The following is a 23,708-nucleotide window of genomic DNA, read 5'->3' as shown; positions in this document are numbered from 1 at the left end:
AGGAGTTTTATCCATGAATAAAGACATAACTAGCATAGTTGAGAGCATGACTTTAGAAGAAAAAGCAGCAATGTGTTCAGGAGCTGATTTCTGGAGCACAACAGCGGTAGAAAGATTGGGCATTCCGTCCATCGTCATGACAGACGGACCACATGGTGTGAGAAAGCAAACCGGTGAAGCAGATCATCTGGGATTACATAAAAGCGTGCCTTCCACGTGCTTTCCGACAGCTGCAGGCATGGCGAGTTCCTGGGACCGTGACTTGATCAATAAAGTTGGAAAAGCGTTAGGGAAAGAAAGTCAGGCCGAAGGTGTCAGCATCTTGCTGGGACCTGGTGCCAACATTAAACGTTCCCCGCTTTGCGGTCGGAACTTCGAATATTTTTCAGAAGATCCATATCTGACTGGTGAGATGGCTGCAGCACAGATCAATGGCGTGCAAAGCGAAGGCGTCGGAACTTCATTGAAGCATTTTGCAGTCAATAACCAAGAGCATCGCCGGATGACGACGGACGCCATTGTAGATGAACGTACACTGAGGGAAATCTACTTGACTGGCTTTGAAATGGCAGTCAAACAGGCGCAGCCATGGACTGTCATGTCAGCTTATAACAAAATCAATGGCGCTTTTTGCTCGGAAAACGAAAAGCTGTTGACGGATATATTGAAAAAAGAATGGGAGCATGAAGGAATCGTAGTATCTGACTGGGGTGCTGTGAACTTGCCTGAAAAAAGTGTGGAAGCCGGCATGGAACTGGAAATGCCATCGAGTGCAGGTATTGGTCCAAAAAGAATCGTGAAAGCAGTGGAAAATGGAGAGCTGTCTGAAACTGTGCTGGATGAGTCAGTCAGCAGATTGCTGACCATCATCTTCAAAGCAGAAGCGCTGCAAAAAGAAGGTGCATCCTATGACAAAGAAGCGCATCACCAACTGGCTAGGGAAGCAGCGGCAGAAGCGATGGTACTATTGAAAAACGAAGATGACATTTTACCTTTGGCAAAAGCGGATAACATTGCTGTCATCGGGGACATGGCTGAGCAAGTTCGTTTCCAAGGGGGAGGCAGCTCACATATCAATCCGACAAAGCTGGATTCCATTTATGGTGAAATGCTAAAAACTGCTGGCGATGAAGCTTCGATGACATTTGCCCGCGGATACGATGTCACCCAGGATGTGCGTGAGGATGATGCGCTATTGGATGAAGCGTTAAAACAAGCACAAGCAGCTGATTCAGTCGTCATCGTTGCGGGTCTTCCAGATCGTTACGAGTCGGAAGGATATGACCGGAAGCATTTGCATATTCCTGAAAATCAGCGCGAGCTTATCGAAAAGGTTGCAGCTGTCCAGCCTAATACCATCGTGGTCCTTTGTAATGGATCAGCGGTGGATATGCCATGGATCCATGGAGTGAAAGGTGTCCTGGAAGCGTATCTTGGCGGGCAGGCAGCAGGCGGAGCGATTGCCGATTTGCTATTCGGAGATGTGAATCCGAGCGGGAAGCTTGCGGAAACATTCCCTGTAAAGCTTGAGGATACGCCTGCTCACTTATTCTTCCCGGGTGATGGAGACCGAGTGGAGTACAGGGAAGGTATTTTCGTTGGCTACCGTTATTATGATACCAAGAAAGTGACTCCGCTGTTTCCGTTTGGATTCGGACTTAGCTATACGGATTTCAGCTATTCAGACTTAACAGTCAGTAGCAAAGAAATGACAGATCAAGAGAAATTGACTGTTCAGCTCAAAGTCAAAAATACAGGCAGCAGATACGGCAAAGAAATTGTTCAATTATATGTACGAGATAAAGAGTCAAACATCTCACGTCCTGAAAAAGAACTGAAAGGATTCGTGAAAGTGGCGCTGCAGCCAGGGGAAGAGAAGACCGTTCAGCTTGAACTTGATAAGCGAAGCTTTGCTTACTTCCATACAGATCTGAACGATTGGCATGTAGAATCAGGAGAATTCGACATTCTAATCGGACGTTCATCAGCTGATATCGTTTTGTCCGACACTGTGTCCGTGGAATCCACCGTGGATATTGTTCCTGTATTCCACCGCAATACAACACTTGGCGAACTGATGAACAACCCGAAAACGCTGCCTGTTTTGCAGCATATCCAAACGGCGATGGGCGATAGACAAGAAGCTGGCTCTTCCGATGCGGTTTCTCCTGAAATGATGCAAGCCATGGCACAATATATGCCGCTCCGTGCGTTGATTCCTTTCTCACAAGGCGCTCTGACAGAAGAGACATTGCAAGAATTGATCCGTCAGTTCAATGACGCTGTTAAAACACCATCTTTACAAAAATAAAGAAATTAGTGTATGGGGGGATTTTATGACGATACTGTCCAAATTCAATATCGGGCAATTACTTGCAAATGAGCAATCGCTGAAGATATTGACTAAACATATGCCTGAGTACGTCAGTGAACAGATGTTCAGCATGGCTTCCAGCCTTAATTTGATTCAATTTGCCGCACTGCCGCAAGTCAATTTTCCTGAATCAGTGCTGACAGCAATTCAAAAAGATTTGGAAGCTATCAATCTAAATGAGATTGATGAAACACAGACCAAAAAAACACCTGAACGAAAGCAACCAGCTTCTGATCGCCTGCATGAAGGCCAAGTGATTGTTGTAACCGGCGCAGCCAGCGGTATCGGAAGGGCGAGCGCCCAGCTGATGGCTGCCAGAGGTGCAAAGGTTGTGGTTGTCGATTTCCAACGTGAAGCTGGAGAAGAAACATTGCGGTTGATCGAAGACAATGGCGGCACTGGGATCTTCATTCAAGCAGACGTTTCCAAAGCCGCTGATGTACAAGAATATCTGGAACAAACAATTAAAACATTTGGACATATCGATGTGCTTTTCAACAATGCTGGTGTATTGCAAACTTTCTCCCAGTTCGAAGATATCGATGAAAGTCATTTCGATAAAATCATCAATGTGAACCTGAAGGGTGTTTTCTTAGGGATGAAGCATGCGCTGAAAATCATGAATGAACAAGGGTACGGGAATATCATCAATACTGCATCCACTACAGGCATTCGCGCAGAACATAGCCTGGCAGCATATACGGCAAGCAAGCATGGAGTGATCGGGCTGACCAAAGCAGCAGCCATTGAATACGTAAAGAAAGGCATCCGTGTTAATGCCATCTGTCCTGGTGGTGTTGCGACAGCAATCACTGCGGGTGTTCCGGAGCAGCTTCTGGAAACTGGCTATGTGCCGGATGAGTTTCCTAATATGCGGATGGGAAGATATGCAGAACCGGAGGAATTGGCAGCTGTCGTTTCATTCCTTGCCTCAGAAGGTTCCAGTTATATGACTGGTTCGGTACTTCTGGCAGACGGCGGACTGACATTGTAAATCACAATAGTGAAAGCTTAGTAATACGGCACTGACTCTAGTTAATGAGTCAGTGCTTTTTTATGGTAAAATATAAGTTACGAGCTTGATAGACTAAAGGAGTATTATCTATATATGAGTATGACTGTCATTTTGGCGGAAAAGCCTTCCGTTGCAAAAAACATTGCAGATGCATTGAAAATAAAAACAAAGCAGGATGGCTATTACGAAGGACCTGAATATATCATCACTTGGGCTTTCGGCCATCTGCTGCAGCTTTACGATGCAAAGGACTATGATGCGGCTATGGCAAGATGGAAGCTGGATAACTTCCCATTCGTGCCAGATGCATTCCAATATAAAATCAAATCGAGCCCGCGCAATCGCGATGCGGCAGATCTGGGTGCGAAAAAGCAGATTGGTATCGTGAAACGGCTCATGCAAAGAAGAGATGTCGGCAGGATCGTTTCTGCGTGTGACTATGACCGGGAAGGGCAGCTGATCGGTGACAGCATCATCAACTATGTGAAGCCGAACAAACCAGTATATCGACTGCTGCTGAATGAATGGACGGAGCAGGAAGTGCTTCGCGGACTTCAATCCCTGCGTCCCAATACGGAGCTTCAGCCGCTTTATGATGCCGGTATCGGCCGTCAATGGGCCGACTGGGTAATTGGGATCAATTTGACTTCCGTAGCTACTCTCCGCTATCAAAGCGGTCGAGGAAAAGTGCTGAACATCGGTCGTGTGCTGCTGCCGACGCTGAAGATCATTTATGACCGCGATAAAGAAATCAGCGAATTCAAGCCAGAACCTTATTTTAAGTTGATGGCAACCTTCCGTACGCCAGATAAGAAGTTTTACGAAGGTGTTTACAAGGAAGGCAAAACGGACAAGTTCAAGGAAAGAGATACATTACAAGACATCCTTCAGCAAATACAAGGAAAACAAGGTCAAATCAAAGACAAGCAAACAGAAGAAAAGAAGGAATTCTGCCCGCCTTTATTCAACTTATCCGGACTACAAGGGTACATGACGGCAAGATACAGTGGCTGGACATCGGATAAAGTATTGAAAGTAGCCCAGACACTTTATGAAAAGAAATATATTACGTATCCCCGGACCTCCAGTACCGCATTGGAAGAGAGTCTCGTTTCAAAAGCGGCTGGTGTCTTAAAAAAAGTAGCGGCAGGGTTGCCTTATGAATCGGAAATCAAATTCACCCGGTCAAAACGTGTATTCAACAACAGCAAAGTATCCAGTCACAGCGCCATCATCCCGACTTATGTTTTGCCTAAAAAGCTTACACCCGACCAGGAACTTGTATATACCGCAATCAAAAATCGCTTTATCATGCAGTTCATGCCGATCGCCGTTTATGAAGAGACGACGCTTGAAACAGTGATTCCCGATGTTTCGCTTTCAGGCAGCTTTATTTCCAAGGGCCGCATTCAGCTTGTTGATGGCTGGAAAAAAGTCGAGAAACAGCAAACAAAGGAAACATTGCTGCCGGACGTGCAAGAAGGCATGATGGTTGATATATGGGAAACAGCTGTCACGTCGCATATGACACAGCCGCCAAAACCACATACCGAAAGAACGTTATTACGTGTTATGGAAACCTGCGGCAAAGGCAAACAAGATGAAGAGGAAATCGGAGAAGTGCTCCGAGGTTTTAGCATCGGGACAGCTGCCACAAGAGCAGAAACGATAAAAAAGCTGAAAGACATTCATTATATCGATAATAAAGGCAAAGAACTTCATGTTACAGAAACAGGCAAGAAGCTTGTGGAAACATTCCCAGTGAAACCATTGTTCGATTTAAACTTTACCGGCCGTTTGGAGAAAACATTGTCCGATATAGAGGATGCGAAAGTTGGACGGGAAGATTTCCTTGAAATGATTTTTTCTTTCACGAAAGAAGCAGTCCAAACGATGAAGCAAGATGAAGCAGCTCCGATTCGGACTATTGAGAAGCAGACTATCACCCACGAAGTCCTCGGTAAGTGCCCGGCTTGCGGTGGGGATGTTGTGGAAGGGTATAAGGGCTTCGGCTGTAAAAATTATAAGAAAACCTGCAGTTTTGTCGTTTGGAAAAACGATAAGTTCCTGGCAGCAGTGCGGAAGAAACCAACAAAGACGATGGTTAAAGCGCTGCTCAAGAATGGGAAAGCGCATGTGAAAGGCATGACGAGTAAACGTGGCAAGAAGTTCTCGGCCTATCTTTCTTATGAAAAAAATACAGACAATGACTATTACAGCTGGAAAATGGAATTTGAGAAAAAATAAAAGGGACTGGGACATAAATAATATCTTAGTCCTTTAATCCGATGTTATTCTTAAATACCGCTTCGGCAGAACACTCCGCTTTCCACGGGCACGGCTTCAGCCTCCTCGTGGAAAGTTCGCCACTGCGGGGTCTTCAGCTCGCGCTGTTCCCGTAGGAGTCTCCGTGTTCTGCCTACGCTAGTATCGTGTACAAATTAAAAACCCGAACTTATGCAAATCTTCGTATGAAGACTTGTAATATAGTTCGGGTTTTCATCTAGCTAAAACACTTTTGTCTCAGCCTCTTTTTAAAATTCTTCGTAAACTGCTGGGTCTTGATCGTTGATCCGACCGTCGGATACTGTCAAACTGTTGATCTTCTCCATGTCAGAATCACTCAGTTCAAAATCGAAGATAGCAAGGTTTTCAACCTGTCGGCTTGGCGTGGCAGATTTCGGAATGGCGATGCTGCCTAGCTGATAATGCCAGCGCAGGACGATTTGAGAGGCACTTCTTCCATGACTCTCAGCTATTTCAGCAAGTAGAGGATGATCAAGCAGATTCGTCTTTCTGCCTAGCGGGCTCCAAGACTCCGTTACGATACCATTTTCTTCATGATAGTTTCGCTGCTTCTCTTGGTTGAAAAATGGATGAAGTTCAATTTGGTTGATGACAGGAAGCTCGCCTGTTTCCGCTTTCAAACGCTCCAAGTGTTCTGGCAGGAAGTTGCACACGCCGATGGAACGGATCAATCCCCATTTACGTGCGTCCTGCAACGCTTGCCATGCTTCTACATAATTGTCTTGTTTCGGATTGGGCCAGTGGATCAAATATAAATCATAATAATCAAGTCCTGCTCTGTACAAAGATTCCTGAATCGTGGTTACGGCATCATCATACTTATGATAGCGGCCAGGCAGCTTGGAAGTGACCAAGATTTCCTTGCGTGCAATACCATGCTGTTTGATGGCTTGTCCGACAGTCGCCTCGTTTTCGTAATTATAAGCAGTATCAAGAAGGCGATAGCCTGCATCAATTGCACTCCGGATCGCCTGTACTCCTTGACTGCCCTTCAATCCATATGTACCAAAGCCGGCAGCAGGAAAGATCGTACCATCATGCAGTTTTTTAGTTGGAATATGATTTTGCATTATATCTTCTCCTTTCCGATTATGCTTCAAGCGTAGCATAAATGGTAACGATTGTCTTAAGATAGCATTTGGATTCGCTAGTTATCTTACTACGAATAACCCATTATTTCTGGGGATGAAAAGGTCTTAAATAAAGCGATTTTTCAATGACTGGTATTATATCGACTTGGGGTAAACGTCTCTTGAATCATTGCGTAAACCTCCTGGATGATTGCTTCCAATTCCCTAACAGCAATATCAGGCTTTTGCAGGAAAACGGACTCTAACCGGTCGGCTATATCTTCCGGTTTCTTACATGGATTGCAGTGTGTGTCGCTGCCATTTATAAGAGGGATGATGGATGAATACACGATTCAAACCAAACAAAATCCCCATTATACGGCTTTGTACTACTATCATCGTTTGATAAAGCATCAGCCAATCTTGACGACAAAGCAACGCCTTACGATTATTCCGTTTATTACCTAAATGCATATGTTCTTCCACCATAGCAGTACGCAAGCCATCAGGATATTCTTTGACTTTATCTTTCCATTTTTCCATTGCACAGTCATCAGACAAGGATATGCCATCATGAATGGCAGTTAGTAAGCATTGCTTTACAGCATTTGTATCGAATGAAAGCAGAACATCATCAATCACACTATCTATAGTGGCAGTCAGAAAGTTACTGATTTCTAACTTCACACCTTGACTAAGATAAGTTTCAGACCATTCTCCATCTTCATACGGGAAGAAATCAATTATATCGCCTTTTAATTTCGAAATAGGCTTTTTTCTGTCCTGATCATTTGGTGCTTCCTTCCAAAGTACAAATATTTCAATGTCAGAAAAAGCATCTTGCCAATTTCGTGAGACAGATCCCCCGATAAAAGCTGTCTCAACTTTCGGATTTGATTTGTATATGGAGATAATCTCTTTCCCCCTATCCAATAAATTCAACACGAACCCATCCTACAAATAATGTATCATATGAATTCCGTTATTATTGCTTGAATTTTACAAGTTTTGCTGGCTTACGATAGTGCACTTTTCCATAACTTCACATAAAATTCAGCTTAATAGGAAAACAACTTCTAATTTACTTGTTGTTAGCTTATACTAAAACTAAGGAAAAACAGGAATAACGTACCATGATATAAGTATGGGTTTGGGGAAATGAGGAAGCGTTTTGGCAACTATAATGATGCTTGAATCTAAAGTGGAAGAATTATCGAAACTGCTTAGCGCCCTGAAGGAATTGAATGCAGCAATTGACCTGCAAGATGTCTACCAGGGCATTCTCGATCAAATGGTGATGATCGTGGAAGCAGAAGAAGCAACTTTATGGGTGCTGGATAGAGAGAAAAAGCGGATTGTACCGAAAGTATCATGTGGTATTCCGCCTGCATCACTGCCCATACCTCTTATGAAAGAAGAAGGTGGCATAGTCGGGAGAGTGATCAAGACCGGCGAGGCGGATCAAGTCAAAAACATGGAAAATCTTGGCAGCTCCAGTGATATGCTCATCGTTCCCATGCAGACCAAAGGACAGGTGTTGGGTGCCATTCAGCTTGTGAACAAGAAGGATCGATGTTTTTTTGATGAACGTGATATCCTGCTGGCCAGCACTTTGGCAGAACAATCTGCACTTGCCTTACATAATAGCCAAAAGTACGATGATCTTCATAAGATGTTCCTCAGCATGATTCGCATGCTTGCAGAGGCGCTTGATGCACGTGATCCGTTGACAAAAGGGCATTCGGAACGGGTTGCGCGTTATGCCTGGCTGATCGGTAAAAGAATGGAGATGGATGCCAAAGCCTGCTTTGAGCTGTATCAAGCAGCTATTCTGCATGATATCGGGAAAATCGGCATCGAGGACAGTATTTTGCGTAAAACGACGGGATTGACAGAAAGCGAATTCGAGCTCATGAAAAAACATACAGAAATCGGTGCTCGCATTCTTTCTGCCACCAAACCAAACCGTTTCTTCCAAAAATCGATCGATACAGCAATGCTCCATCATGAACGTATGGATGGAAGCGGCTATCCAAAGCAGCTGAAAGGGGAGCAGATTCCTTTATTTGCCCGAATCGTCGGAGTGGCCGATGCGTTCGACGCCATGACGACAGAACGTACCTACAGTGAAGGGATGTCCGTCGAGGATGCCGCAGATGAGCTGATCCGATGTAAAGGCAGTTTATTCGATCCGCATATCGTTGATATCTTCATTGAAATTTTGGAAGATTGCTCTTATGATCTGCAATCCTTTCCGAAAGCGGATGCTGTATAAAAAAATCATAAACAGCAGCTTACCTCTTAAGGAGGGGAGCTGCTGTTTTTCATTTCAGTCAATGATCCATCAAAAGAACACATGAATAAACGCTTGGGAACATTCCCCAAGCGTTTAACGGGTAAGCTACACTTATCTAACATCAGCTTTCTTCAATTCACTCTGGTCAGACCTTGTTACAAGATGAATGATGAAGCCTATGACTGCTCCTGCAATCGCTGGTAACAGCCAGCCAAGACCAAGAGTGTACATCGGCAAATTGTTTGTCAGGAATTCCTGCACCCCAGGAATCTGCAGATTGGCTGCATACAAGCCTTCCATCAAGCTCACGGCAAATGTGAACAGTAAACTGATCAAGTAGACAGCTCTGCTGCCGGCAAACGCATCATGCAAGAAAGTCAGGAAAATCAAGACGATTGCCAGCGGGTAGATGATTGTCAACACAGGTACGCTGAATTTGATGATGTTCGCCAAACCAGCATTTGCAACGATAGCACTGAATACAGATAATACGATAGCGATGACGTTATAAGAAACCTTCGGGAACAGGCGGCTGAAGTAGCTGCTGCAGGCTGTCACAAGTCCAATGCTCGTTGTCAGACAGGCACCTAGTACGATCAGACCAAGCAACACATTGCCCATTCTCCCATAGTATACTTCGGAGACGCCTGCCAGTACGGCACCGCCATTATCCAACAACCCGATTCCTGTTACACTAGTTGCACCTAGATAAGATATGGAAGTATAAACCAAAGCAAGAAGTACGGCAGCAATCACGCCAGCTTTCCATGTGAATCCGAGAATGCTCTTTCGATCAGTAACACCGATATTTTTCACGGAATTGATGACGATGATGCCAAAGACGAACGCTGCCAATGTATCCATCGTCAAGTAACCTTCCTGGAAGCCTTTGAAGAAAGCATTGCTGCTATAGGTTTCAGTTGGGTCCTGCGGGCTACCGAGCGGATTGACAAGTACAGTGATGATCAATACAGCTATGAATATCAATAAAGCGGGTGTCAGATATTTACCAACGATATCGACGATTTTCGCTGGCTTCAACGAGAAGAAACAAGTAATGCCGAAAAATACGATAGAATAGATTATCAAAGGCCAAGGACCAGTATCGCCGGACAAGAATGGCTGGATTCCGATTTCGAATGATGCAGTACCGGTACGCGGTAATGCAAAAAGAGGGCCGATGGATAAATACAGTACCAAGGTGAATACATAGCCGAATACCGGATGAACACGGCTGGCAAGATCCTGTAAATCATTTTTGCCAGAAAAGCCGAATGCAAGTATACCGAGCAGCGGCAATCCTACGCCGGTGACGATGAAGCCTAAGTTGGCAGTCATGACATTTGTGCCGGCACTCTGGCCGAGCAATGCAGGAAAGATCAAGTTGCCCGCTCCAAAAAATAATGCAAATAACATGAATCCTGTAACGATGACATAAGAAAACGGAATTGATTTTTTCACAGTGGTTACCTCCGAGATGGGAAAGTTCTAAATAATTAGAAAATTAAATAGATAAAATAGTAAGAATATTTGAACCTTGTTAGAGATTCTATCACAAATCGCAGAAGCCAACAACTGTAAATATTGTGAAGATGAAAGAAGTATATAACACTCCATTTTCGGCATATATATGTATAAAAGCCATTTGGAGGTCATAGTATGCAATTCACGGATATCGATATCTTCCACGCAGAGCTCAAACGGCTCGAGGATGAATTCAGGCGCTGCCCGGAACCAGGGATCCGGAACTTGATCCAGGAAGATATATTGCTGATAGAAGAGGCAATCGCGACTACCGATCAATAATTACAAAAGGCGAAAAACATCCAGGTGTTTTTCGCCTTTTTGTATTATTGATTTTTTTGGACCGGCTGATCTACCGACAGATCTTGTTTCTTCACACGTTCACTCAAATATTTCACATAGCGATGATCCGTCACAAGAAAAGCGAGCTCATCTCGTTTAAGTTGTTTTTCCGCTTCTGCGAAAGATTCGAACCCATGTTCAGCAGGCTGCTGATTTTTCATGATATAAAACTTGCGGTTTTGCTGTACGATCAGGAATTTATCGTTCTGCTCATTGACGTACAATGTACCAAGGTCGTTTTCAGGGACGTTGAATCTGTTTTCGGCAGCGTCCGGACGCAATGTCTGCAAGTCGAAAGCGTTTTTGACGAACAGTTCAAAAGCTTCTTCTGTCAAAGAAGCCCCCGAAGCTTTCTGATGTCCGCCTCCGCCATACTTGCCGGCAAGTGCCGATACGTCGACATCATCGTGGATGGTCCGGAGACTCAAACGCTTCGTACCCATCATCACCATGATGATCAAATCAAGATGGGGGAAGGTCTTACCTAAATCATTTCCTAATTCAGAGAGATAAGACTCTGCATGAACGACACCGGCTAGATATGTATCTACCTTAACAGGGACAACTTGTTTCCTTTTTTTGCGAATATAGCGTGCTGTTTGGGCATCCTGCACTTGCAGCAATTTCTCTTCCAAGTCACTGAAAACGAAAGTTTCACTGTGCTGCAGACGCTGGATCATCTCGTCAGCGAATTCTTCGATGCTTTGAAGGAAGAGGAGGGCATTCAGCTGCTTAGCTGCCTCATTCTGCCGTTTCTCCCATTCCCATGTATCATACTGGCGTACGAGCTCGACAAATTCGCTCACCGCTTGTGTTTTCTCTAGATGACCTTCTTTTACAAGGACATCATACATCATGCTTGTTGCTGAAGTTTGTCTGCCATCTTCTTGCTTTGTTTCGATCCATGCCCAGTCGTGAGCATTCAAGTGCTCGCTTGTTTTATGATGATCTACAAGGCGGGCTTTACCGCCGGATTTAACGAATGTGCTGATAGCAGCTTCGTTTTCCTCGTTCACTGCCAAATCCGTCACCCATAATTCTTTCTCATGTTGGGTTTCATCAGCCAGGAATTTTTTTACTTCTTCGTTCAGACTGCTGATGGAGTTATAGCGGATATCAACATCCTCCCCAAAAGCTAGTGTCGCTAAAATACCGCAACCGACACCGTCCAGGTCATTATGTGTCAATAGTTTATACATGTCTTCACCTCAATTACTAGTATAAGTATAACCTAGCGGAATTATCGGCTTCAAGCATGATTCTTCTACCTCTCTTGGCTGAATAGACGGAAACGGTGCAGAAGGAGCATATAAAAGCTTGCGGAAATCAGCAATACACTGCTTAAAAGCACATAACCGTTCGTTATATAAGAGTCAAGCGTCACGTATAGGAAAATCGCACAAGATGCCATGCAGGTGATGCAAAGGAGCAGTTTATAGAACCTGGCGAAGCTGAATGGGAAACGCACTGCTTGATAAAGACTTGCAAAGTGAAGCACTGTGCCCAGAACTTCCCCTAAGTTCAGTCCGAGGATGACGCCATTGACACCCATACTCGGCTGGGAGGCGACGAAATAAATCATCAAAAGACTTGCAAGTGCCGCGATGAGGTTGTTGTATAAAACAACACTGCTCTTTCCAATACCAATCAGCACCGCTTGCAGTGGAATCTGCAAATAACTGAGCATAAAACAAAAAATCATTTTCTGAATGAGCAGACCGGCTTCCTCGGAATGGTAAAATAAACTGGTCAGATCTGTTGCAAAGAAATAAAGAAACAGCGCCCAAGGTATGCAGATCATCATGGTAACGTTGATTACTTGGTTTATATTGCTGTACATTTCCTTGAATTGACGTCGCGCATACAAATCACTGATGCTCGGCAGCAAGTTCGTCGATAAGGAGTGTGTGATGAATGTCGGGACGAATACGAGCGGCATGACGTACCCCATCAAGAGTCCATACGTTTCTGTGGCTGTCTCGGCAGTGAGCCCGGCTGTCAAGAAACTGTGCGTGATGATGATCGGCAGCAGGACACCTGCAAAGCTATTGACAAGGTGACTGCCAGTATTTGGTAATGCCACTTTGAACAAGTCGCGTGTGTGCTGTTTACCATCACGGACAAGATCACGGATGATATGCAAAAAACGCCACTTGAACTCTTTTTGCCTGTTGAAAGCGATCATAAGGACACCTAAAGATATTGCTTCCCCGATCACCATACTGATCACGGCACCAGCTGCAGCTACACCAAGTCCATATGGAAGCAGATATTGAACGAGCATAAAAGTGACGATGACTTGAACACTTTGTTCCAAAATCGAAGCGAAGGCACCGGGCGACATATACTGCTTTCCATGAAAATATCCCTTAAGTATTGAGGATATCGCCACAATCGGGATAATCGGGATGATGGCAGTGAATGTGTAGATTGCCCGTTCATCGGCAAATAAAATCCCAGGAGCAAAATGAATGACACTGAACAGCAGCAGAGATGTGATGATGCTCAATGTACCTGTGATTAGGAAGGAGAGGGAAAGGACATGCCGCAGCCTTGTCCGATCGTTGGTCGCATTATTCTCTGCTACCAAATTGGCGACTGCGACTTCCAACCCAAAGCCCGTAATGGCTATCAGCAGACCCGTTACCGGCATCGCCATCATCGCGAGCCCGATTCCTTCCGGTCCGAGCAGTCGTGACAAAACGATTCCGTTCATGAACCCGATCAGTTTGCTGTAACAAGCTGCCACGGCCAAAATGATCGTACCTTTTAATAATGATTGTTTTCCCACATTTGTCACCTCAACTTGTCCATGGTTTAGATGTATGTATGGATGGTAAGATTTATGTCAAGCTGACTTGGCGGATAGGATAGTTCCCGTGATCGTGATTTAAATGACAAAAGGAGGACTGAAGTGGATGTATTCGAATCATGAGTTACAGAATGTGATTTCGGGCCAAGCTGTCGGTGATAGTTTTCCGTATAACACAAATGATGAAACGGAAATAGAAGCTCATATACGGCGGCTATACCATTACATAAACCATATGCCACATATTGTTTGTGAAGCAGAATGGAATCATTTTGGCAGCGGTTATAGCTCTTATGTTGAATTTTACTGTTATAGCAGAAAAGATGTTACAGTCGTTCAACAAAAAGACAATCATCGCGTAGAAGAAAGGGAGGGTATCATCATTGCTGTTTGTCGTTTAGCTCCTGTTGCTATAATGGGTGCGGATGACAGATATAGAATGATCCATAGTGTGACGAATGAAGAAGTTGGCAGAGGATATGGCTCATTACTCGATGGTCCCGACCGATTGTATGTAGGTGAAGAACTGCAAAATACAGCTGAGAAATTGAAAGCAGCTTTGCAGATATTCGGTTTCGAGCTGATGGATGCGAAAAGTATGGGGGCTCCATTGCCTTTTCAGACGATCATTCCGACGATCTACCGGAAACCGGGAGAGTATTTGTATATGGATGCTCTTTTTTATTGGGAAGACTGATTTCATAATCAGAGTTCGTATAACAAATACTTAGATTGCTGTACGAATAGTGAAGAAGAGCACTCTTATATTAAATCGAATTTTCATTGAAAATGGAGCTGTGAAGAGCAAATTCTGTTCAATTTGAATTTGCTCTTTTTATTTTTCAAGCAGAAGGACGACATATGCTTTTTATGTTGGAGAAACCAAGAGGAGTAACACGAATCTAATGGTTTTGGTAAAAAATCTGACAAGTGCTAGGTACGATTTCGTATTGATTTGACTGAACCCTTACTTCCATAGGCCTGTTTTTCATAAAAGTTTTGACAGAAGGTACCGAGACAATTAACATAATAATCAGAAAAATCAATAATATCGAGGAGGATAAAAATTGCCGATAAATGATGTCATGAATAGTGGAGTTTTATGGGTGTTCTGCTTGCTCGTCGTTTCTATCGTCATATTTCAAGGAGTCGTATTCATGAGATCAGCTTTCCAAGTGAAAGCAAGCGTAGGAATGACTGACCGCGAGGCCCGCAGTGCAATGAAAACAGGTGCCATTGCTGCCATCGGTCCTGCCTTAGGCAATATCATCATTGCCGTCTCGCTAATGAGTTTGATCGGTAACCCGCTTACGATGATGCGCAGTGCAATTATCGGCTCCTCCGCTACCGAGTCCCTTGGTGCCCAAATGGCTTCGACAGCGTATGGTACAGAGCTTGGGTCGGCTAACTTCGGACCTGAGGCGTTCACAACCATCGCTTGGACATTATGCATAGGCGGTACAGGTTGGCTTATCGTCACCTTTTTCTTTACAAAGTCGTTAGGGTCGTTTCAGAAGAAAATCACTGCAAGGAAGAATGGCACAAAGAAGATGGTCATCATATCGACAGCAGCCATGCTCGGTGCGTTCGGTTACTTTGCAGCAAATGAAGCAGTTAAAAGCGGCGGTCATACTTTGGTCATCTTCACGAGCATCCTGATTACGGTCTGTACCTTATTTCTAGCAAATAAACTGCAAATGAACTGGTTGAAAGAATGGGCACTTGGTTTTGCTATCATTGGCGGTCTGACAGTCGGGTATTTTATCGGATAAAAAGGGAGGGATAGGAAAATGGTTAAAACGGCGGAAGAAATAGTAGTACAGGAAAAGGTGTTGGAAACACATCAGCAATCATTCGATGCTTTCCACGTAAATGCTCATTTCTGGGGCAGGCTCACGATTGGCTGTGTGATTGTCTTATCGGCAGCTCTGCCACTTTATCTATCGTTCGTGGCTGGATATCATCCTGGCTGGCAAGCCATATTCGCTGCTTTTCTAGCCTATATTGCACTCGTCGGTTTTGCTTGGGTGGTGGAGCCGGTCAGCTATTACGCAACACTTGGCGTCTCCGGAACGTACCTTAGTTTCCTGACTGGCAATATTGCGAATATGTGTCTGCCGTCTGCTGCAGCGGCACAACAGGTCATCGGCGCCGAACCTGGAACGAGGAAAGGGGAAGTGGCAGCGACACTGGCCATAGCGGCAGCTAGTTTCATGAATATTGCCGTGTTGATCCCAGTCATATTGGCAGGATCATATATCCTATCCATCATTCCGGAATCCTTGCAGGCTGCATTTGCTTACATCATTCCAGCTATTTTCGGCGGTATGATCGCACAATTGGCTATGAAAAAACCTCTATTCGGTGTTATTGGCATCATCTTCGGCATCCTGATGACACAGCTGCCGATACCCGTCTTCTTCAAAGGTTTGGTCTGTATGTTCCTGACAGTGGTCATCTGTGTTTTATTGGACAGCAAAACGAAAAATGAAGGAGAGATGATTCATGAGTAAAAAAGAACTGATCCGCAATCTGGAGGAAATGGAAAACGTCACTGGGAGTCTGGCACTTGATATATGGCAGCATCCGCAAGTTGCATACGAAGAAACGTACGCAAGCAAAGCACAGAAGGACATTTTGGCAGAGGCAGGTTTTTATATAACAGATAACATTGGCGGAATGCAAACAGCTTTTTATGCAGAATACGGGAATGGGCATCCCATCATCGGCATATTGGGTGAATTTGATGCGCTGCCTGGACTTTCGCAATCGAGCAAGCCTTATAAGGATCCAGTCAGCGATCAGGGACCAGGTCACGCGTGCGGCCATCATCTGCTCGGAACTGCGGGAGTGGAGGCGGTGTTAGGGTTAAAGCAGCTTATCGATCAAGACATAGTGAAGGGTACGATCCGCTATTATGGCTGTCCAGCTGAAGAAGTACTCTCAGGAAAGACCTTCATGGCCAGGGAGGGTGTATTCGATGATTTGGATTGCTGCCTTACCTGGCATCCTGGAACAAGCAATGTAGTCCAGAATTATAGCACCCAAGCAATGATTTCCATCAAGTACCGTTTCCATGGTGTTCCGGCACATGCCGCTGGTGCACCGCATGCAGGTCGCAGTGCGCTTGATGCAGTCGAAATCATGAACATCGGAGCTAATTATCTGCGGGAGCATCTGGAGGATGGTACCAGGATTCACTATAGCATTACAAACGGCGGGCAAGCACCGAATATCGTTCCGGATGAGGCAGAAGTATGGTATTATCTGCGAGGAGCGAACAGGGATCAAGTAGAGGATATGCTGACGCGCATGCATGATATAGCAAAAGGGGCGGCATTGATTACAGGCACATCAACGTCACATGAACTTTTGGCCAATTGCTATCATATGCTGACAAATGACATATTGGATACGTTGAATTATCGCAATATGGAGGATTATCCGATGGAAAGCTTCACGGCGGACGAAGTGGCTTATGCTTCCATTTTACGTAAATCGATGGATCCGAAACTTATCGAACAATCACGCCGCAACCTTCAGCTCGAAACGAATGATATTCTTCCAACCAAGAACTTCTATGACATGTCGATGAAGGATAAGACAATGCCAGGTTCAACCGATGTTGCCGATGTGAGCTGGATTACGCCCCTTGCCAGTATCGGCACCACTTGCGGACCGATCGGAACCCAAGTGCATGCATGGCAAGCTACGGCAGTGTTCGGAACAAGCATCGGACTGAAGGGAATGCATTATGCAGCTAAAATCATGGCTTTGACAGCGTATGATCTTCTGACAGAACCGGCACTCGTTGAACAAGCAAAAGATGAATTCAACACAATGACTGCAGACAGACCGTATCAAGCCGGTCTTGGGGAGACAGTGTCGGCTCCCGGAACAAAACGTAAAGAGCAATTCATTTGAGTTGTAATTGACTTCCATTCCCCTTTTGATATACTGTAACCAACAAACACGAGAGGATGATGGGTGAACAATGATTGACTAATCTTCTTTTTCCACGAATTGAAAAAATTCTTTTTCAACGCGTAAAAAATAGGATTAGTCTGCCCATCTTCAAATCGAACGGATACGTATACCTCTCGTTAAGATATATGTGTCTTCCTGGTACGGCTAATCCTTCCAATTCATATTGGGAGGATTTTTTCTGTCCTCCTGATATCAAGGAGTGAATGCTAATGCAAGAGCTGATCAAATTACAACAAATCAGTCATATGTACGGTGAACGTCTAATCATACATCAGGCTAATGCCACTATTCATGAAGGGGATGTCGTTGGCATAATAGGAAGGAATGGCGCTGGTAAAAGCACATTGCTGCAGATCTTGGCAGGAAATAAACAAGTTACCGAAGGGACGCTTAAAAAGGATGCTTCCCTTATTACAGAAATGGTTGAACAGGAAAAGGACGATCATAGCTGTGATCAAGCTCAAACTGAGGCAGCGATTCTGCGGAACAAATGGAATGTCCCGTCTGTTTCCTACCAAAGTATGAGCGGCGGGGAGAAGCTAAAAGCTAGGCTTGCGAGCGGACTTACAAGCAAGGCGGATATAGTGCTGCTGGATGAACCAACAAACCACCTGGATGAAGACAGTGTCCGCATGCTAGTGGAAGAAATCAAACAATCTACTAAAACATTCGTGATTGTTTCGCATGACCGCTATTTATTAGACCAAGTGGTGTCAAAGATTTGGGCTATAGAAGAAAAAACACTTCATACCTTTGAAGGGAATTATACGGCCTATACGGATCATCGAAAAAAGGCAAAAGCAGCCCAGCAGCACGCCTATGAAAAGCAGCAAAAGCGTATCAAACAAATAGAAGGCCAAATGGATTCGCTGCAAAACTGGAGCTCCAAGGCGCATGCGCAATCCACCAAACAAGAAGGTGCCAAGGAATATTATCGTAAAAAGGCGAAACGGATGGACAGAGCTATAAAATCCAAAAGAAAGCGGCTGGAAAATGAATTGGAAATGAAGCGTTTCGAAGCTGTCGCGCCGGAACAACATATAAGTTTCGAACTTAAAACAGCACGTAAAAAAGGCAAACGATTTTTGGAATGCAAAAAGGTAACGAAGCGATATAAAGATAAAATGCTATTTTGCGATGCAAATTTTACGATTAAGCATGGAGAGAAAGTCAGTTTAGAAGGACCGAACGGATGCGGTAAGACAACCTTTTTCCGTATGATAAAGGATAACGAACCATACACAGGCGAGATATGGCTATCACCGACAGCAAACATCGGCTATCTCTCACAGGATGTCTATGATCTGCCACTGGATAAGTCTCCAGCAGAGATCTTTCCGCAGGAATCATTCGCAGAGAGAGGGCAGGTACAAACATTGCTTTTGCATCTAGGATTCGAGACGGAAAGCTGGATGCTTCCGATTGCAGATATGAGTATGGGAGAGCGTGTGAAACTCAAGCTTATGCAACATATACTGGCAGATAAGGATGTCCTTTTATTGGATGAACCTACAAATCATATGGATCTTCCATCCCGGGAACAATTGGAACGAACGCTCACAGCTTATAGCGGAACGCTGCTTGTCATTTCACACGATCGTTATTTCCGTGAAACAGTGACAGATACGCAACTGATCATAGAGGATGAAATGATGAGGAAAAATCCAGGTGCTATAGCAGCGGAGTCAGATAAAGAAGATGATATACTGCTGATGCAGCTTGAAAATGAGCGCCAAGAAGTATTAGGGAAGCTGAGTATGCTTGACCCAACAGATGCAGCATACAAGGAACTCGATTCACGTTTTTTGAATTTGACAAGCAAAATCAACGAGTTAAAGAATCACTGACATCTGCATACTTGTCACAATACTGTTATGATGAATGAAGAAAAGCGCTCGTTTAATCATCGAGTGTTTTTCTTACTGTCTTGTAAATGGATTGATCTGCCGCAACATACAGCGACCGGCACGAATACAGCCATTGCGATAAAACCGTCGGTAATTTTTTATGCGGGTTACAATAGGTTTTACATATATACTATAATTGAAACAGAAAACAAAAGTTGGTGAAACAAATGGCGAATAACCAGAATAAGCGGATTACATTACAAGAAGTAGCAGAACATGCAGGCGTCTCCACTACTACCGCATCGCTTGTCGTGAGAAATAATCCTAGAATCTCACAGGCAACTCGGGAAAGAGTTCTGAATTCCATTGAGGAATTAGGGTACATCTATGATCGAGTAGCCGCAAATATGCGTTCGCAAAGTTCCAATCTGATCGGAGTGATTGTGACTAATATAGCGAATAAGTTCATTTCCGAGTTTTTGATAGGTGCACAAAATAAACTGGAAGAATTCGGTTATACCGTCCTTTTAGGTACAACTTTTGATAATGCAGAAAAACAGCAAAATCTCATTTCCACCATGGTGGAACATAGGGTGGATGGTTTAATTTTGAATCCTTCCTCCAGAAGTTTGGAAAAGACCGTGAAACACTTGAATAATTTAAAGATTCCGCTCGTACTGGCAAACAGGGAATTACATACGATCAATGCAGATTATGTAGGTATCGATTATGAGCAAGGAGCTTATCAAGCAGTTACCCACTTAGTCAAAAAAGGTCACAGGAGAATAGCATTTCTAGGCGGGATCCGTGAATCTTCCACATGGATAGGAAGAATGGAAGGGTACCGCAGGGCATACAAGGAGAATGATTTGTTATTTGATGAAAGTATCATCATAGACAGTTCTCCCACCATTGAAGGGGGAGAAGAAGCCGCATTGGCATTGTTAAGTTCCTCCAATCCTCCTACAGCGATTTTTTGTTTCAGTGATATGATTGCTTTTGGGGTGATGAAGGTATTGTCCAAACAAGGTATAGAAGTTGGAAGTGACATGGATATTGTCGGTTTTGACAATATACCAGATGCGGAAATATACCATCCGCCTTTGACGACCGTCTCTTCCTTCCCCAAATCGATCGGTATCCAAGCGGCTAAGCTCCTACATAGTAAGATAAGCGGTGAAAGCACAGAACTGCAACGCATCATCTTAAAACCGGAGCTTGTGGTAAGGGATACGTCTAAATGAATAGTTAATCTGAGAATAATAACACTTTCTATCAGCAATGGATCGTTATGGAACATCCAGAATGCGATAGAAGGTGTTTTTTTATCTTAACAGAAGGGATATACCGAACGATGAGCACTTTAAATGGGTGCACATATTTATTTCTGTGAATAACTTCACATAATTGACACACTTTTCCAGGAGGAGTATAGTAGGTTTTGCGCGTTATTAGTATATCGATATACTAACTTAAAACAGCCTTCATAAAGGGATTTTGATGTTTAGTTTAATTTATTTTGTACATCGATAAACCTACATTTATCTTTACGATGTATTATTTGTTACCAAATTGCAAAATTCTATTGTCAGGGTGGAAAGGAGTGAAAATAATCGTCAGGTTATACTTGTATTTGTTACTGGCTCGTCAATAGTAGTTTACAATTGAATGTCTATTAACAAATATAAGTTTTTTTACAAAGGGGACAGCACATGAAATATCCGTATTTAAAAATGGGATTGGGAATCTACCTAAGTTATTTACTATTAGGAATGGTCAATATCATGCTCGCATCGAATATGTCTTTTTTATCCGAGCGATTGAATGTTGCCAGGACAGATATCAGCCTTTTGATTTCTGTAGTGGGAATCGGCCATTTACTTTCAATAAATATTGCCGGGAAGTTATCCGATCGGTATGGAAGAAAACCTTTAGTCATTGCAGCTGCTTTGTTATATGCAGTATTTCTTGTTGGAACACCATTAACGACACACTTTCAAATAGCAGTGCTGTTTGCTTTCTTTGCTGGGGTCAGCAATTCGCTCCTGGATTCAGGTGCATATCCGGCCTTGAATGAAGGTTTCAAAGCTGCGTCAGGGACTGCCATTGTGTTATTGAAAGCCTTTATGTCAGTGGGCGCAATAATTTTACCCGGATTAATAACATTGTTTATGTCACGAGATATATTCTTTGGTTATGCATTTTTCATTCCTGCAGCCCTATTTGCTGTTCTGAGCATGTATTTCGTGACGATCAGATTTCCTGGTATGCATACAAAAGCTCCTTCTGAGGAAACGAGTGACCAGGATTCACCCAACTTGTTCGGTTGGAAAGAAGGAGCTGCTCTTGTCGTCATCGGTTTCTTTTCTGTATCGCTATCATCCGTCATTCAAACGTGGCTGCCCACTTATGGTCAGGATGTCATACAGTTGAACGAAAAGAATGCGGTGGAATTGTTAAGTTTTTACAGCATGGGCGGATTGATTTGTATCTTGGTGCTTGCAGTATTACTGAAAAAAATCATCAAGCCCATCACAGCAATGATTGTTACACCTGGTATAGCAACCATCATTTTAGCGGTTCTGCTTTTCTCCCGTAATCCATCACTTGCGCCATTCATTGCATTTTTCCTTGGATTATTCACGTCGGGAATGTACCAGCTGGCTATGACTGTGATGATCGACTTATTCCCAGCCAATAAAGGAGTAAGCGTGTCATATGTAAGTGCAGCTGCCAGTGTTGCTTTTATGGTTATACCATTCATAACAAGTATGCTAACGAAGCACATCGGTGTATCTGCTGTATTTTATTTTGATTTATGTATTGCTGTACTGAGTACGTGCTTAGCTATTTATCTTTCGAAGCAAATAAGATCATTATCAAAGATAACCCAATAATTACTTACCTTAAATTTTAAAAAGGAGAAAAATAAATGAAGAATCCATATATCAAAACATCGCTGGGCATGTATTTGAATTACTTCATGCTCGGGATGATCAACATCATCATCGCTTCAAACATGAGTGATCTATCGGAAAACTATAATCAACCTGTAGAAAGAATCAGCTTACTTGTTTCCGCTATCGGTATCGGTAAACTGATCGCTTTATTCTTTGCCGGCCGACTATCGGATAAGCTGGGCCGTAAACCAATCATCATTACAGGAAGCTTTTTGTATTTACTGTTCTTGGTTGGTATTCCTTTGATGTCAAGCTACCCAGTGGCCTTTGTATTAGCCATCACTGCCGGAATAGCCAATTCTTTGCTCGATTCAGGAACATATCCTGCGTTGATTGAATCATTCCCTAAGAAGTCAAGCTCCGCTACGGTATTGGTAAAAGCAATCATGTCCATTGGTGCTACATTGCTGCCATTCATTCTTGCGTTCCTAGTCGCTAACGATATTTCATGGGGCTGGTCATTCTACGCGTTAGGCATCCTGTTCCTGATCAGCGGAATATACTTGATCTTCATGCCATTCCCGGCATTTAAAACAGTTGCAAAAGATGAAACTGCTGCGCAATCTTCAGATAGCCGCTTTAAAGAAGAACCGAAATTCTGGGGTGAAGGACTCGCAATCATCCTTATCGGATTTACGTCCACATCCTTGTTCGTTGTGTGGCAAACATGGCTTCCGGAGCTAGGTTCAAGATTCATCGGTTTGAGTGAGAACGTTTCTGTACAGCTATTAAGTTTCTTCAGTATCGGTGCATTGGTATCCGTACTATTGCTTGCCGTTGCACTGGATAAGTTCGTCAAGCCGATTACAATCATGATCGTATATCCAGCTGTCGCTTTTGTTGCTATGCTTTGTCTGTTCTTTGTCCAGTCTTATCCCATCGTTGTCGTTTGTACGTTCATCCTTGGATTGTCGACTTCTGGTATCTTCCAATTGGCTATCAGTGTCATGACGCAGTTCTTTGTGAAAAATAAGGGTACGACAACTTCTTACGTCAATATAGCGGGGAGCACTGCTTTTATCCTGGTTCCGATCATTTCGAGCTTTTTAGTGAGCCAGATCGGCATCTCCATGACACTTGTTTTTGATATGGTGATTGCTCTATTGAGCATATTGCTTGCAGTATTCGTTCTTATTCGCGGAAAGAAAGTATTTAATTAATAATCTTAAATCTA

The 23,708-nt window shown here is 43.7% G+C and carries 18 protein-coding genes; 13 read left to right on the top strand and 5 right to left on the bottom strand.

The window, feature by feature from the left end; all coding sequences use genetic code 11:
* Nucleotides 1–13 precede the first annotated feature (13 nt).
* The 3 genes from SFC66_RS08975 (at nucleotide 14) to SFC66_RS08965 (ending at nucleotide 5,636) form a co-directional block, all read left to right on the top strand.
* Entirely contained in the window at nucleotides 14–2,311 is a 2,298-nt protein-coding gene (locus SFC66_RS08975; protein WP_411218350.1) for a beta-glucosidase, read from the top strand.
* Nucleotides 2,312–2,612: 301 nt separating this feature from the next.
* Nucleotides 2,613–3,368: an SDR family NAD(P)-dependent oxidoreductase gene (locus SFC66_RS08970; protein WP_411218726.1), complete on the top strand. Its 756-nt coding sequence runs from the start codon at nucleotides 2,613–2,615 to the stop codon at nucleotides 3,366–3,368.
* A 120-nt stretch (nucleotides 3,369–3,488) separates the two neighbouring features.
* On the top strand, nucleotides 3,489–5,636 hold the full coding sequence (locus SFC66_RS08965) for a type IA DNA topoisomerase (protein WP_411218725.1): 2,148 nt from the start codon (nucleotides 3,489–3,491) through the stop codon (nucleotides 5,634–5,636).
* A gap of 287 nt (nucleotides 5,637–5,923) precedes the next feature.
* Here the strand turns inward: SFC66_RS08965 and SFC66_RS08960 are convergent, their stop codons facing one another.
* Complete coding sequence (locus SFC66_RS08960) at nucleotides 5,924–6,766, bottom strand: aldo/keto reductase (protein WP_411218349.1); 843 nt, start codon at nucleotides 6,764–6,766, stop codon at nucleotides 5,924–5,926.
* A 291-nt stretch (nucleotides 6,767–7,057) separates the two neighbouring features.
* Nucleotides 7,058–7,708: a DUF4037 domain-containing protein gene (locus SFC66_RS08955; protein ID WP_411218348.1), complete on the bottom strand. Its 651-nt coding sequence runs from the start codon at nucleotides 7,706–7,708 to the stop codon at nucleotides 7,058–7,060.
* A gap of 229 nt (nucleotides 7,709–7,937) precedes the next feature.
* On the opposite strand from SFC66_RS08955, the gene SFC66_RS08950 reads away from it, so the two are divergent.
* Nucleotides 7,938–9,041, top strand: coding sequence for an HD domain-containing phosphohydrolase (locus SFC66_RS08950; RefSeq protein WP_411218347.1), 1,104 nt, complete (start codon nucleotides 7,938–7,940; stop codon nucleotides 9,039–9,041).
* Between the two features lie 132 nt (nucleotides 9,042–9,173).
* Here SFC66_RS08950 and brnQ read toward each other — a convergent pair whose 3' ends face one another.
* Complete coding sequence (gene brnQ / locus SFC66_RS08945) at nucleotides 9,174–10,523, bottom strand: branched-chain amino acid transport system II carrier protein (RefSeq protein WP_411218346.1); 1,350 nt, start codon at nucleotides 10,521–10,523, stop codon at nucleotides 9,174–9,176.
* 198 nt (nucleotides 10,524–10,721) lie between these two features.
* On the opposite strand from brnQ, the gene SFC66_RS08940 reads away from it, so the two are divergent.
* The gene (locus tag SFC66_RS08940; protein ID WP_411218345.1) at nucleotides 10,722–10,868 is read left to right on the top strand and encodes a hypothetical protein; all 147 of its coding nucleotides are present in this window, start codon (nucleotides 10,722–10,724) and stop codon (nucleotides 10,866–10,868) included.
* A 44-nt stretch (nucleotides 10,869–10,912) separates the two neighbouring features.
* Here SFC66_RS08940 and SFC66_RS08935 read toward each other — a convergent pair whose 3' ends face one another.
* Nucleotides 10,913–12,127, bottom strand: coding sequence for a DHH family phosphoesterase (locus tag SFC66_RS08935; RefSeq protein WP_411218344.1), 1,215 nt, complete (start codon nucleotides 12,125–12,127; stop codon nucleotides 10,913–10,915).
* A 65-nt stretch (nucleotides 12,128–12,192) separates the two neighbouring features.
* On the bottom strand, nucleotides 12,193–13,719 hold the full coding sequence (spoVB, locus tag SFC66_RS08930) for a stage V sporulation protein B (protein ID WP_411218343.1): 1,527 nt from the start codon (nucleotides 13,717–13,719) through the stop codon (nucleotides 12,193–12,195).
* Nucleotides 13,720–13,846: 127 nt separating this feature from the next.
* Between spoVB and SFC66_RS08925 the strand changes: the two genes are divergently transcribed.
* From SFC66_RS08925 to SFC66_RS08890, 8 genes are all read left to right on the top strand, one after another.
* A complete protein-coding gene (locus SFC66_RS08925) occupies nucleotides 13,847–14,437 on the top strand; it encodes a hypothetical protein (RefSeq protein ID WP_411218342.1) in 591 nt (196 codons plus the stop codon).
* A 370-nt stretch (nucleotides 14,438–14,807) separates the two neighbouring features.
* Nucleotides 14,808–15,512, top strand: a complete 705-nt coding sequence (locus SFC66_RS08920) for a DUF5058 family protein (protein ID WP_411218341.1) — start codon at nucleotides 14,808–14,810, stop codon at nucleotides 15,510–15,512.
* Between the two features lie 18 nt (nucleotides 15,513–15,530).
* Entirely contained in the window at nucleotides 15,531–16,253 is a 723-nt protein-coding gene (locus tag SFC66_RS08915; RefSeq protein WP_411218340.1) for a small-conductance mechanosensitive channel, read from the top strand.
* Nucleotides 16,246–17,664, top strand: a complete 1,419-nt coding sequence (locus SFC66_RS08910; protein WP_411218339.1) for an amidohydrolase — start codon at nucleotides 16,246–16,248, stop codon at nucleotides 17,662–17,664. The genes SFC66_RS08915 and SFC66_RS08910 overlap by 8 nt, the downstream gene beginning before the upstream one ends.
* Nucleotides 17,665–17,936: 272 nt before the next feature.
* Nucleotides 17,937–19,574 carry a ribosomal protection-like ABC-F family protein gene (gene abc-f / locus SFC66_RS08905; protein ID WP_411218338.1) on the top strand — a complete coding sequence of 546 codons (1,638 nt, stop codon included), beginning with the start codon at nucleotides 17,937–17,939 and terminating at the stop codon, nucleotides 19,572–19,574.
* Between the two features lie 227 nt (nucleotides 19,575–19,801).
* Complete coding sequence (locus SFC66_RS08900; RefSeq protein ID WP_411218337.1) at nucleotides 19,802–20,818, top strand: LacI family DNA-binding transcriptional regulator; 1,017 nt, start codon at nucleotides 19,802–19,804, stop codon at nucleotides 20,816–20,818.
* 468 nt (nucleotides 20,819–21,286) lie between these two features.
* The gene (locus tag SFC66_RS08895) at nucleotides 21,287–22,471 is read left to right on the top strand and encodes an MFS transporter (protein ID WP_411218336.1); all 1,185 of its coding nucleotides are present in this window, start codon (nucleotides 21,287–21,289) and stop codon (nucleotides 22,469–22,471) included.
* Between the two features lie 35 nt (nucleotides 22,472–22,506).
* Nucleotides 22,507–23,694, top strand: a complete 1,188-nt coding sequence (locus tag SFC66_RS08890) for an MFS transporter (RefSeq protein ID WP_411218335.1) — start codon at nucleotides 22,507–22,509, stop codon at nucleotides 23,692–23,694.
* The last annotated feature ends 14 nt before the right edge of the window (nucleotides 23,695–23,708 follow it).

It is taken from the genome of Terribacillus saccharophilus, from assembly GCF_046592895.1.
Lineage (GTDB): Bacteria > Bacillota > Bacilli > Bacillales > Amphibacillaceae > Terribacillus > Terribacillus saccharophilus_D.
This window is presented reverse-complemented; position numbering and strand designations above follow the sequence as displayed.